This window comes from Methylobacterium sp. WL69, assembly GCF_008039485.1.
Classification (GTDB): Bacteria; Pseudomonadota; Alphaproteobacteria; order Rhizobiales; family Beijerinckiaceae; genus Methylobacterium.
Window position 1 is genome coordinate 35,674 of record NZ_VRUZ01000026.1, and the last position, 11,565, is coordinate 47,238.

Sequence of the window (11,565 nt, forward strand, 5' to 3'; positions counted from 1 at the left end):
GGACGTCTGGAAGCTGGCGCAAATCCGCGCCGTGCCGAAGGGTCAGGCGGCCAGGGCGCGGCCGAGCAGATCGACGGCGATCACCAGGCAGAGGGCGCCGAGCAGGGTCAGGCCGAGGAGCGCGAGGACGACGTCCGAGGCCCGGAGATCGCCGCGCTCCGGGTGGCCCCGGCTGACCGTTCGGGGCCGAGGCCGGTGCAGGGCTAGGGCGCGGCGGGCGGCGGGGCGCATCGGCGCGCGGTGGTGCTGCGATGGGTGCCGCACTCAGCCCCCCGCCGCGAAGGTCTGACCGAGGCCGCCGGCGAGGTGCTCGACGATGGGACCGAGGGCCAGGGCCGGGAAGAAGGTCAGGCCGCCGACGATGAGGATCACGCCCACCAGCAGCCCGACGAACAGGCCGCCATGGGTCGGGAAGGTCCCGGCCGAGGCCGGCACGGTCTTCTTGGCCGCGAGCGACCCGGCGATGGCGAGCGCCGGCACGATGACGAAGAACCGCCCGAACAGCATGCCGAGGCCGAGGGTGGTGTTGTAGAAGGCCGTGTTGGCCGTGAGCCCGCCGAAGGCTGAGCCGTTGTTCGCCGCCGCCGACGTGAAGGCGTAGAGGATCTCCGAGAAGCCGTGCGGGCCGGCATTGGCCGGACCCGCGAGGCCAGCCGCGACCACGGTGGCGAGCGCCGTGAAGCCGAGCATCATCAGGGGCAGGCACAGGATGGCGAGCATCGCCATCTTCACCTCGCGGCCCTCGATCTTCTTGCCGAGGTATTCCGGGCTGCGCCCGACCATGAGGCCGGCGACGAAGATCGTGACGATGACGAAGACCAGGATGCCGTAGAGGCCGGCGCCGACGCCGCCGACGATGATCTCGCCGAGTTGCATGTTGATCATCGGGATCATGCCGCCCAGCGCCGTAAAGCTGTCGTGCATGGCATTGACCGCGCCGCAGGACGCCGCCGTGGTGACGGCCGCGAACAAGGCCGAGGCGAGAATTCCGAACCGGACTTCCTTGCCCTCCATGTTGCCGCCGGTGAGACCGAACGCGTTCAGGACGGGACTTCCGGCGCTCTCGGCCCAGTAGACCACCGCCGTGCCGGCGAGGAACAGCACGCCCATGGCGGACAGGATCGCCCAGCCCTGGCGCTCGTCGCCCACCATGCGACCGAAGACGTTGGTCATCGCCGCGCCGATGGCGAAGATCGAGACGATCTGGACGAAGTTCGAGAGCGCGGTCGGGTTCTCGAACGGGTGCGCGGCGTTGACGTTGAAGAAGCCGCCGCCGTTGGTGCCGAGCATCTTGATCGCGACTTGGCTCGCGACCGGGCCGACCGCGAGGGTCTGCTTGGCGCCTTCCAGGGTCGTCACCTCGACGGCGCCGCCGAGCGTCTGGGGAATGCCCTGCCAGACGTAGAACAGCGTCAGCGCCATGCAGAGCGGCAGCAGCACGTAGAGGGTCGTGCGGGTGAGATCGACCCAGAACGAGCCCACCGTGTCGGCCGAAGCCCGCGAGAAGCCCCGCACCAGGGCTACGGCCAGCGCGATGCCGGTGGCGGCGGACAGGAAGTTCTGGTGGGTCAGCCCCAGCATCTGCGTGAGGTACGACATCGTCGTCTCGCCGCCGTAGGACTGCCAGTTCGTGTTGGTGACGAAACTCGTCGCGGTGTTGAACGCGAGGTCCGGCGCGACCGCCGACTGCCCGTCCGGGTTGAGCGGCAGCACCGCCTGGACACGCAGCAGCGCGTACAGGGCGAGGAAGCCGAGGACGTGGAAGGCCAGCATGGACAGGGCGTAGGCCAGCCAGTGCTGCTCCTGGGCGGCGTTGATGCCGGCGACGCGGTAGAGCCCGCGCTCGACGGGTGCAAGCACGGGCGAGAGGAAGGTTCGTTCACCCGTGAAGACACGGGTCATGTAGCCGCCGAGCGGTCGGGCGAGCGCGAGCACGACCGCGCAGAACAACGCGATCTGGATCCAGCCGTTGATTGTCATGGCAAGTCTTCCTGGGAGCCGTTCCTTCAGAACCGCTCGGGGCGGACGAGGGCGTAGGTGAGGTATCCGAGCAGCCCCAGGGTCACGAGGGCGCCAAGCGTCAGGTCGAGGGTCATGGCGGGCCTCAGAGGCGTTCGCAGAGGACGGCGTAGCCGGCGGCCAAGGCGAAGAAGGCGAGCCCCGTCGCGATGTAGACGATGTCGAGCATGGTCGGTCCGTTTCGGTTCGGGGGCCGATGCATGACCGGTCTCGCCCGGGTCCAATGTGGACGCGAACCGCATTAGGGTTCGAGACGGAAGCGAGGACGATCTTATAAGGATCGCATGAGGATCGCTGCCCGGCCCTGGAACGGGGGTCGTTCAGTTCGCGGGCATGGCCTGGCGCAGGGTGAGACGGAACTCGGTGCACCCGAGGGGGCAGCCTGCCTGGGCGGCCCGCGGCAATCCGTCTGCCACGTCGAACGGTCGCCCTGAACGACGCCATGGCTTCCGAGGTGATAGCCATGGAAGAGGGTCCCGCATCCCAGGCACCGGAAGCGCGGAGGCTGCAGGCCGGACGGGTGTGAGGATCGACATATGGCACCGGGCCTATCGGCCGGGGCCGGTCCCCAGCGGATAAGGTTCATCGAAGGAGTCGAGCGCCATGAACCCTCTTGGGGCGGCCTGCGTCGATCCTCGAATCGGCATAAGGGTTCGAGGGGAGCGGGAGACTTCGGCATAAAGATTTTATGCCGTCGGCCGAGCGACAGATTCCGCCAAGTGTCCGCATGAACGTTAGCGGCAAGGAATGTCCGCTTTTAAAACGGAGCAGTCGAACGTCTAATGACGAGGTTGGGTCGATAGTGATTACTGGGCGGCCCTGGAAGCTTATCGCCCAGTGACGTACTCATCCGCGCTGGCGGGGACGGATTAAAATCACGCCCTTCCACCAAGCTAACTCGAATCAGGTGCGGTCGAATTCCATACGGTGGCCAAGGGCCGTTTGTTGGCACCATTCCATTTGCGAGCGGCCCCTACGGAATTCGACGACGGGTGCTGGGTTTCCGTTTGATCGCTCCGGTTTCGCGTCGGGCTGGTGCATCTGTCGGGGGCTTGCCCGTCCGCTTCGTTCGCTGTGATTTCCCCGTCGGATGTCGGATCACCGGAGTACCCGCATCAAGGAAACGGCGGCAGGCGTCGAAGTTGGCCTCGACCTCAGGTGGGCAGGCTTTGCCCTGCTGCTCAGCCAAGCTTCGAGCATAGCGAACCATGGCCTCGCTTGGAGCCCGAGAGGTATTCGGCTCACTTCCATTCTCTTCCTGCGCTGTCCGTGACCCCGCTTGGGTATCGAGGAAGGCTCGGCATACGCTCATGCTGGTTTTGCACCCGCGTGGTAATCTCATCCCTGATCGCTTGGCCAGGGAGACGGCGAACGACACCATGGCGGGGGTCGGCGGCCGGTCATCACCGCCCTTGGGAGGGGTCAGACTCGGATCGAGTTCGATCACGTTGGCTTTCGATATCGCCCTGATCAGGTCGTCCAAACGGGTGCGGGTCCGCTCTTGGAAAGCGCCAGCACGACGTTGGGCCTCAGCCCGGTTGGGAGCCTGCCCGATCTCGGCCAGATCCGCTTCGAACAGGGCCCGGCCGACCGGATCGCCGTACGTGGGAAACACCTGCCTCACGGCCGTGATGAAGGCGAGCCCGACGCCCGTCACCTCGATGGCCGGATCCTTGCCGGTGCCAAGCGCGATGTAGTGGCTCTTTAGAAGCTTGGGCAGGATCGCGTCGCGGGTCGCAGCCGTTCCGAGCCCCTTCGGCTCGTTCGGGTTGACCGGGTTCTCCAAGGCTCGCTTCGCGTCGGGATCCTCGACCTGATCGATGAGACGCCCCATGACCACGGGCAGTTCGCCGCGCGTGATGCGCCGGGGCGGTTCTGTCACGGACGTGGTGATCTCGGTAGCGGTTGCCGATGCAGCCTCACCGTCCCGCACAGAGGGTAAGCGGACGAGCGGGACTTCCTGATCGCGCCATACCTTGCCCGGTACGACATCGACCTCGGCATCGGCCTCGCCACCGTAGATGGCCCGCCAACCGGCATCGCGCACGACGCTGCCACTCACCGAGAAATGCTTCGCGCCGATGGACGTCGAGACATCCGCCGAGATGCCGGTGCGGGCATCGATACCGTCGGGCAGGTGCGCGGCAAGGTAAGCCTTGGCGACGAGTTCGTAGAGGCGGAACTGTTCGACCGATAGGCGCTCGCGGGCCGGCACCTTGCGGAGAGGGACGATGGCGTGATGCTCGCCCGGATCCTTGACGTAGTGCCCCTTGGTACCCCGGCGGATCACCGGCCGGAAGCTCCCTGGGAAGAGGCGCGAAACTTCGGGCAACACACCCGCGACGGCGGCCACGATGGCAGCCGCATCGCCGGTCTGGCCCTCGGGCAGGTGCTCGGATTCGGTACGCGGGTAGCTGAGGTAGCCTTGGTCGTAGAGCTCTTGCGCCAGCGCGGCCGTGCGTTGCGGATCCCAGCCGAATCGCTTGGCACATCGCCGCGCCAGCGTGTCCTTCGAGAACAGGCGCGGTGGGGAGCGCCGCACGTCCTTCTGCTCGACCGTCAGTGGACCCGACCACGTTGCCGCCGCCTGCCGGATCGCCTCGGCGACCTTCGGATCGAGAATGCGTTCTTTCGGGGCGTGCCATAGGGTCAAGGCCGCGCCGGTCTCGGTGATGAGGTGAAGCGCGACTTTGAAAAAGTCCTGCGGCACGAAGGCGCGAATGCGGTCCTCGAGATTGGCCAGGATGGCGAGGGTCGGAGTCTGTACGCCGCCGAAACGCCAGGGCTCGCGAAAGGCGGGCGGTCGCAACCGCAGGGTGATCGCCCGGGTGCCATTCAGCCCAAGGAGATAATCCTCGTACTGCCGACAGAGCGCCTCCAGGTAGGCCGCATAGTCCTGATCACCCGACGCGGGCTCCTTCGCCAGGGATGCGAAGGCACGCCGGATCGAGACCTCGTCGAGGGCACCGAGCTTCAGTCGGTCCACACGCCCGCGCCAGCCGAGGTGCTCCAGCACCTCCCAGGCGATCATCGAACCCTCGCGGCCGGGATCGGTGGCGATGATGACGCGCTCGACACCCTGAAGCGCCTGACGGATCGCCGCGAGTTTCGGTGCGTGCGACTGCCCCGAGCGGTTCTGGCCGCAACTGACCGGAATGGTATCGAGCACGATGGGCAGCGCGTCGAACCGCCAGGGCTTCCACTCGGGCCGGATGCTTCCCGGCTCCTCGGCAGTGAGCAGGTGCCCTTCAGCAGCAACGCACACGGTGTTGGGCGAACGGAAGAACCGCTGAAGCTGGCGCATTGCCGACGGCTTCTCGAAGAAGAAAAGCGTGCGACCGGTGCTCGGGGCGGGCATGGCCAACGCGCGCCGGTCTCAAGCCGCCTGAGAGGCGCCACCGGCCCGCGATACGAAGGGCTGAACCAACACACGACGACCGCTCAGATCGTGCACGGTGACGCTCCACTCCGACCAGTCCTCTTGGCCGTCAGTTCGTCCATGACGCTTTCGGCGACCTCCACAGCCCGACGCGTCAGGCGTTCGGGGCGACGGACATCCCTGCCGACGGCATCGAGGACGAAGGCGTAGCCGTTGGTTGCATGGAAGCGGTAGCGAGCCATGATCTGCAAATCCCCTTCGCCGCAGCTTTCGAAAACGCCCCAGTTCGCGTTATGTTCTATAAGAAGGCAGCCGGTGGAAAAGGGCAAGGCGGTGTATCGGTACGCAGCCCGCCGCACGGTGTTGCAGGAACGGGAATGCCGGACGATACAGCACCTACGACCGAACCCGCCGCGCCCGCTCGGAAGATCATCCACATCGACATGGATGCGTTCTACGCCTCCGTCGAGCAGCGCGATGACCCGGCCCTGCGCGGGCGCCCCCTGGCGGTCGGCGGATCGCGCGAGCGCGGCGTCGTCGCGGCGGCGAGCTACGAGGCGCGGGTGTTCGGCGTGCGCTCGGCGATGCCCTCGGTCACGGCGCGTCGGCTCTGCCCCGACCTCGTCTTCGTCAAGCCCCGCTTCGAGGTCTACAAGGCGATCTCCGCCGAGATACAGGCGGTGTTCGCCGAGCACACCCCGATCATCGAGCCGGTGTCCCTCGACGAGGCCTACCTCGACGTCACCGAGAACCTCCAGGGGCTGGCGACCGCCACAGAGGTCGCCCGGGCCATTCGGGCGGAGATCCTGGCCCGCACCGGCCTCGTGGCCTCGGCGGGGGTCTCCTACAACAAGTTCCTGGCGAAGGTCGCGTCGGACTACAGGAAGCCCGATGCCTTGTTCGTCATCACCCCGGCCATGGGCCCTGGCTTCGTCGAAGCCCTGCCCATCGGACGCTTCCACGGTGTCGGGCCCGTGACGGAGGCCAAGATGAAGCGCCTCGGCATCCTCACCGGTGGCGACCTCCGGGCGCGGTCGCTTGCCGAGCTTCAGGCCATCTTCGGCAGTTCGAGCAGCTACTACCACGGCGTCGCCCGCGGTATCGATCACCGAGCCGTCCGGGCGCACCGCATCCGCAAGTCGGTGGGGGCGGAGAACACCTTCTCCGAGGACACGACGGAGTTCGCCGTCCTCGTCGAGCGGCTGCAGCCGATCCTCGACAAGGTCTGGACGGTCTGCGCGAGCAAGGGCGTCACCGGCCGCACCGTCACCCTGAAGGTGAAGTTCTCGGACTTCGAGCAGATCACCCGGGCCCGCTCCCTCAGCCTCCCGGTGGCGAGCCGCGAATCCCTCGCTCACATCAGCCTTGGCCTGCTGCGCGATGTGTTTCCCCTACGCCGCAGCGTGCGGCTGATCGGGGTGTCGCTGTCCGGCCTCCAACATGGCGCGGCGGAAGAGCCACGTCAGCTTGGCTTTGCCCTGTAGCTGAGGCGGCGTGAGACAGCCGTGCTATGGCCTAGGCCACCCCCCGCCCGCCCGCCTGCGCTACTGTGCGTCCGCGATCAGCGTCGAGGTTCGTCCGATCACCGCCCGCAGCGGATCAGTTGGGCCACCTTCCGGCAGTAGCACCCTGGCCTCAATGGCCGAGAACCCAGCGTGCTGCAGGTACAGCGCGATCAGCCGCGCGTGATCGTCTCCGCCCAAGGCTTGCCAAATGGCCACCGCCTTCGTGGGGAAGCAGCGGTTTGAGAAGGTGATGATCACGGGCGCGCCCGGCACCAGCACACGTGCGACCTGGCGCAGGACGGCGACGGGATTTTGAAGGTACTGCACCCCGACGCAGATCAGGGCGGCATCGATGCTGGTGTCATTGAGGGGCAGGATGGGGTCGGCGTTGAGGTCCTGTACGAAGTGCTGCGTCAGGCGTGCGTTAGCGGTGAGCTCCTGAGCGTTGAGGCCATGGCCAATCACAGCCCCGTACGCGACCTCCGCAGGCAGGTGGCTGACCCAACTCGACATCAGGTCGAGGATGCGGCCACCGGGCGGCAGCAGCGTGCGGTACAGGTCGGTCACGGCGTTGATGGCCGCGTCGTCGATGTGCGTGACCAAGCGCGGCTGCGCATAGAACAGGGCGTCTGGGGTTCGATCCTGTTTGGCGAAGGCTTCGGGGGGCAATCTGGGAAGATCCGTCATATTCGTTTCCGCTTGCCAGCCTCACGGCCCGACATGAAGTCCGCGCGTCGAGTGCGACCTTATCAGCCGCGTGATCCCAGTATCTTGGTCACGATCTTCGGCTTTGTGCTGGGGGTGATCGTCGCGCCCGCTGGTAGGCAATGGTGGAAATCTGACGCTCGGCACCCACCCTGAACGTCTGAGAAGGGTGGGAAGGCCGGCAAATCGTGAGCCGCGAGGCTCGGTGAGGTCGCGAGCGCCTGAAGCGTCGTGAGGACCCCATGGATCTCGCGGTCGAACGCTACGGACAAGCCGTGGGCTTCGGTCTGCACGTCCTGTTCGACCCGCGTGCGTTCAGAGGCGGCGAAGTACCAGAGCAGGACACCGACGAACAGCAAGGTCGGGACCAGCAGGCCGACGAAGAGGGTCAGGAACTGCCATCGGAGCGGACGGGGAGGCTTCAACCGCTTTTCCCTCGCCCAGGGAGGTGCGGGTTCGGTCCCGCATCAGCCTCTCGATGGAGGGCGTCATGATCGTCGTTCCTCGCGATGCTCACTGCATGACGAGGATTCAGGTGCGGATAGGATATGGCGGAACGGATTTTCCCTGACCGATGGGCGTCTGGGCCCCGCCCGGATCAGTTTCATCAGAGGTGATGTCACACCGGGTGGGACCGCTCTCGTCTTGGTTTCGAACGTCCCCAACGGGACCGGACACAGGACGGAGCGTCACATGAAAATCGTCGTCATCGGCGGCACGGGGCTGATCGGCTCGCAGGTCGTCACCACCCTGAAGGCCGCCGGCCACGAGGTCCTTGCGGCCTCGCCGAACACCGGCGTCAACGCCGTTACCGGCGAGGGGCTCGCGGAAGCGTTGAAGGGCGCCAGCGTGGTGGTCGACGTCGCCAACTCGCCATCGTTCGCTGACGACGCGGCCATGGACTTCTTCGTCCGTGCCGGACGAAACCTCGCCGAGGCAGAGAAAGAGGCCGGCGTCTCCCGCCACGTCGCGCTCTCGGTGGTCGGCACCGAGCTCCTGCTCGACAGCGGCTACTTCCGCGCCAAGCTCGCCCAGGAGGAACTGATCGCCTCGGCGGGCGTGCCCTGGACGCTTGTCCGCGCCACCCAGTTCTTCGAGTTCGTCGCCGCCATCGCGGGAGCCGCGCTCGTCGATGGCGTCGCGCGCGTGACCGAGCGCCCGACAGGCGCGGCGCTCGGAGACGTTCATTGCCAGCATGATGTGCTCGACACAGGCGCGTCGGCGCGCAGGGCTCAGAAGTTTCCCCGGGACGCCTCCTGCAGGATCAGCTTGTCGAGGGTGAGATCGGCGATTGCTTTTCGGAGCCGGGTATCCTCACCTCATTCCCGACGCTGCAGACCGACATCCGGAACGCCGGTGGCACCTGGGTCGACGAGGAGGTCGTCACGGACAAGGGACTCGTGACCAGCCGCAACCCGAAGGACCTGCCCGCCTTCTGCGCCAAGATCGTCGAGGAGTTCGCCGAGGGCCGCCATCCCGACCAGGCCCGCAGCGTCTGAGGGGGTCACGCATTCCTGCGCGGCCCGCCGGCGGGCCGCGCCCCATCCAGGAGACATCATGGGACGCTTTATCAACAAGGTGGTGCTGGTCACCGGCGCCGCATCCGGCATCGGCGAGGCCGCCGCGCGGCGGTTCGGGCGGGAGGGCGCGACGCTCGTCCTCGCCGACAAGAACGCAGAGGGACTGAACAAGGTGGCCGGCGGCATCGAGGCGGCCGACACCCTCACTGTGGTCGCTGACCTGTCCAACGCGGACCGATGCCAGGACGTCGTCGCGCAGGCTATCAAACGGTTCGGGCGCCTCGACGTCCTCGTTAACAATGCCGGCAAGGACCATCTGGGCCGTGTCGACGAGGGCGACATTGCCGATTTCTCGACGATCATCGAGACCGACCTCTACGGCGTCTTCTACATGACGCGCTTCGCGCTACCCCATCTCCGGGAGAGTCGAGGGTCCATCGTCAACGTGTCGTCCGTTTCGGGTTTGGGCGGGGACTGGAACCACAGCTTCTACTGCGCGGCCAAGGGTGCGGTGACGAACTTCACCCGTGCGGTCGCGCTCGACGAGGCGCGGAACGGGGTCCGGGTGAACGCGGTCAACCCGTCGCTGGTCTACACGCCGTTCACGGCCGGCATGCAGGACCAGCCCGAACTCGTCGCCAAGTTCGAGGAGCGCATCCCGATGGGGCGTGGGGCGAAGCCCGACGACATCTCCGGCGTCATCGCCTTCCTGGCGAGCGAGGACGCCCACTTCGTCACCGGCGTGAACCTGCCGGTCGATGGTGGGCTGTCGGCGTCAAACGGTCAGCCGAAGCTGAGTTGATGGCCTTCCGCGTCGCGATCCCCATCCCACCGGAGCGGGATCGCGCCGAGCACCGGCCGACGATCCATCGACTCGGGCCACTTCCATCCTCACACCCAGCGAGGTGACCATGACCTATGTTCGATACGCCCCCGACATCGAGAAGCCTGCCGAGGGCGAGCAGGAGACGATCGACGGCATCATCAAGGGGATGACGCAGCAATCCGAGACGGTCGAGGCCCGCGAGCACCATGCCGTGCGCGCCAGCCACGCCAAGAGTTCGGCCTGCGTCACCGGCGATCTGATCATCGCCGCCGGCCTGCCGCCCGAACTGGCACAAGGGCTCTTCGCCACTCCCGGCACCCACCCCGTGGCGGTCCGTTTCGCACAGGGCCCGGGCGAGACCCTCGGCGACCGCGTCTCGACCCACCGCGGCATGTCCATCAAGGTGTTCGACGTCCCCGGCGAGAAGCTGCCCGGCCACGCCGTCGACACCCAGGACTTCGTGCTTGCGACCGGGACCACCTTCCCCTCGGGCACGGCGGCCGGGTTCCTGCGCGACGGCACCGTCATCGGCAAGTCGACCGGGCTGCCGGAAGGAATCAAGAGCGCGGTCTCGTCGACCATGCGCACCCTCAATCGTGCCCTGCACGCCTTCGGCACGGAGAGCGCGCTCGCCGACTTCTTCGGCCATCCCTACAGCCATCCCCTGGCCGACAGCTACTTCAGCCAGGCGCCGGTCCGCTACGGCGATTACGTCGCCAAGCTCGGGGCCGTGCCGTCGACGGAAAGCCAGCGCGCGCTGTCCGAGTGGCGCCTCGACCCGCACCAGGACGAGGACGGCTTCCGCCACGCCACGGTCGCCTTCTTCCGGCAGAACGAGGTGGTGTTCGAGTTGAAGGCCCAGCTCTGGGCCGATGCCGAGAGGCAGCCCATCGAGGACGCCTCGGTCGACTGGCCAGTCTCGATCAGCCCTTACCGCACCGTCGCGACTCTGCGCCTGCCGCGCCAGGATGCCTACGCACCGGACCGCGTCCGCTACTTCGACGAGGTCATGACCTTCCGTCCCGCCCACAGTCTCGCGACGCATCGGCCGCTCGGCTCCGTGATGCGCGCCCGGCTCCAGGTCTACCAAGCCCTGAGCGCCTTCCGCCATCGCGAGAACGGCGTGGCGGAGGAGGATACCGCGAGCATCGACCGGATCCCGGCCTAGGACCGGCGTTTCGGACGCCGGGTGAGTATAGCCCAGCCAGAGGAGGCTTCGCGTGAGCGAGCAACAGGTTAAAACCACACTTCTGGATGTGAACGTCCACGTGGCGGGGCCGGCGGACGGACCGACCGTCCTGCTGCTCCATGGCTGGCCGGACGATGCCACGACCTGGGCGACCGTGGCCGGCCATCTGAACGAGGCGGGCTTCCGAACGGTGACGCCGGAGCTGAGGGGGTTCGGCGGTACCCGCTTTCGTTCGGCTGACACGCCGCGCACCGGCAACTCCGGCATCCTCGCCTACGATGCCATCGACCTGATGTGTCCGTCGTCAGATGATTTGGGACATTCAGCGGTGTTCAGGAGCGGAGGCTCTGGTCCATCTGGGGTGAGAGGTTAGGCGGCCTGCGCGTGGTGGCGCAAGCGGCGATCCATCAGGGTCTGGCGCT

The 11,565-nt window shown here is 66.9% G+C and carries 10 protein-coding genes and 4 pseudogenes; 6 read left to right on the forward strand and 8 right to left on the reverse strand.

Translation table 11 applies throughout. The annotated features are described in order from the left end of the window. Nucleotides 1–42: 42 nt before the first annotated feature. From FV218_RS09865 to FV218_RS09885, 5 genes and pseudogenes are all read right to left on the reverse strand, one after another. The gene (locus FV218_RS09865) at nucleotides 43–264 is read right to left on the reverse strand and encodes a hypothetical protein (RefSeq protein WP_187273017.1); all 222 of its coding nucleotides are present in this window, start codon (nucleotides 262–264) and stop codon (nucleotides 43–45) included. Then, the gene (gene kdpA, locus FV218_RS09870) at nucleotides 265–1,980 is read right to left on the reverse strand and encodes a potassium-transporting ATPase subunit KdpA (protein ID WP_147709594.1); all 1,716 of its coding nucleotides are present in this window, start codon (nucleotides 1,978–1,980) and stop codon (nucleotides 265–267) included. Nucleotides 1,981–2,006: 26 nt separating this feature from the next. Then, a complete protein-coding gene (locus FV218_RS09875) occupies nucleotides 2,007–2,096 on the reverse strand; it encodes a K(+)-transporting ATPase subunit F (protein WP_036267122.1) in 90 nt (29 codons plus the stop codon). Nucleotides 2,097–2,992: 896 nt separating this feature from the next. Beyond that, nucleotides 2,993–5,377: a DNA topoisomerase gene (locus FV218_RS09880; RefSeq protein ID WP_147709602.1), complete on the reverse strand. Its 2,385-nt coding sequence runs from the start codon at nucleotides 5,375–5,377 to the stop codon at nucleotides 2,993–2,995. Nucleotides 5,378–5,395: 18 nt separating this feature from the next. Continuing rightward, nucleotides 5,396–5,640: pseudogene (locus tag FV218_RS09885) on the reverse strand (hypothetical protein). A gap of 135 nt (nucleotides 5,641–5,775) precedes the next feature. Here FV218_RS09885 and dinB point away from each other — a divergent pair. Further along, entirely contained in the window at nucleotides 5,776–6,882 is a 1,107-nt protein-coding gene (gene dinB, locus FV218_RS09890) for a DNA polymerase IV (RefSeq protein WP_147709595.1), read from the forward strand. Between the two features lie 60 nt (nucleotides 6,883–6,942). Here dinB and FV218_RS09895 read toward each other — a convergent pair whose 3' ends face one another. Both FV218_RS09895 and FV218_RS09900 read right to left on the reverse strand, forming a co-directional pair. Further along, nucleotides 6,943–7,590 (reverse strand): methyltransferase domain-containing protein, encoded by a 648-nt coding sequence (locus FV218_RS09895; protein ID WP_147709596.1) that lies wholly within the window; start codon nucleotides 7,588–7,590, stop codon nucleotides 6,943–6,945. Nucleotides 7,591–7,652: 62 nt separating this feature from the next. After that, nucleotides 7,653–8,033, reverse strand: coding sequence for a hypothetical protein (locus tag FV218_RS09900; RefSeq protein ID WP_147709597.1), 381 nt, complete (start codon nucleotides 8,031–8,033; stop codon nucleotides 7,653–7,655). A gap of 268 nt (nucleotides 8,034–8,301) precedes the next feature. Between FV218_RS09900 and FV218_RS09905 the strand changes: the two are divergent. After that, nucleotides 8,302–8,754: pseudogene (locus tag FV218_RS09905) on the forward strand (NmrA family NAD(P)-binding protein); the annotation flags it as partial. 3 nt (nucleotides 8,755–8,757) lie between these two features. On the opposite strand, the pseudogene FV218_RS09910 reads toward FV218_RS09905, so the two are convergent. Beyond that, nucleotides 8,758–8,924: pseudogene (locus FV218_RS09910) on the reverse strand (IS3 family transposase); the annotation flags it as partial. Here FV218_RS09910 and FV218_RS09915 point away from each other — a divergent pair. The 4 genes and pseudogenes from FV218_RS09915 to FV218_RS09930 all read left to right on the forward strand — a co-directional run. Continuing rightward, nucleotides 8,922–9,107 (forward strand): annotated as a pseudogene (locus FV218_RS09915) (DJ-1/PfpI family protein); the annotation flags it as partial. The pseudogenes FV218_RS09910 and FV218_RS09915 overlap by 3 nt on opposite strands. 79 nt (nucleotides 9,108–9,186) lie before the next feature. Continuing rightward, entirely contained in the window at nucleotides 9,187–9,930 is a 744-nt protein-coding gene (locus FV218_RS09920) for an SDR family oxidoreductase (protein WP_246685060.1), read from the forward strand. A gap of 109 nt (nucleotides 9,931–10,039) precedes the next feature. Continuing rightward, nucleotides 10,040–11,122 (forward strand): catalase family protein, encoded by a 1,083-nt coding sequence (locus FV218_RS09925; RefSeq protein ID WP_147709598.1) that lies wholly within the window; start codon nucleotides 10,040–10,042, stop codon nucleotides 11,120–11,122. Nucleotides 11,123–11,174: 52 nt separating this feature from the next. Continuing rightward, entirely contained in the window at nucleotides 11,175–11,516 is a 342-nt protein-coding gene (locus FV218_RS09930) for an alpha/beta fold hydrolase (RefSeq protein ID WP_246685061.1), read from the forward strand. The last annotated feature ends 49 nt before the right edge of the window (nucleotides 11,517–11,565 follow it).

What these genes read in the sequence shown, in the direction of transcription:
- kdpA (WP_147709594.1), bottom strand. Translation starts at nt 1,980, where the DNA reads ATGACAATCAACGGCTGGATCCAGATCGCGTTGTTCTGCGCGGTCGTG.
- FV218_RS09875 (WP_036267122.1), bottom strand. Translation starts at nt 2,096, where the DNA reads ATGACCCTCGACCTGACGCTTGGCGCCCTCGTGACCCTGGGGCTGCTC.
- FV218_RS09880 (WP_147709602.1), bottom strand. Translation starts at nt 5,377, where the DNA reads ATGCCCGCCCCGAGCACCGGTCGCACGCTTTTCTTCTTCGAGAAGCCG.
- dinB (WP_147709595.1), top strand. Translation starts at nt 5,776, where the DNA reads ATGCCGGACGATACAGCACCTACGACCGAACCCGCCGCGCCCGCTCGG.
- FV218_RS09895 (WP_147709596.1), bottom strand. Translation starts at nt 7,590, where the DNA reads ATGACGGATCTTCCCAGATTGCCCCCCGAAGCCTTCGCCAAACAGGAT.
- FV218_RS09925 (WP_147709598.1), top strand. Translation starts at nt 10,040, where the DNA reads ATGACCTATGTTCGATACGCCCCCGACATCGAGAAGCCTGCCGAGGGC.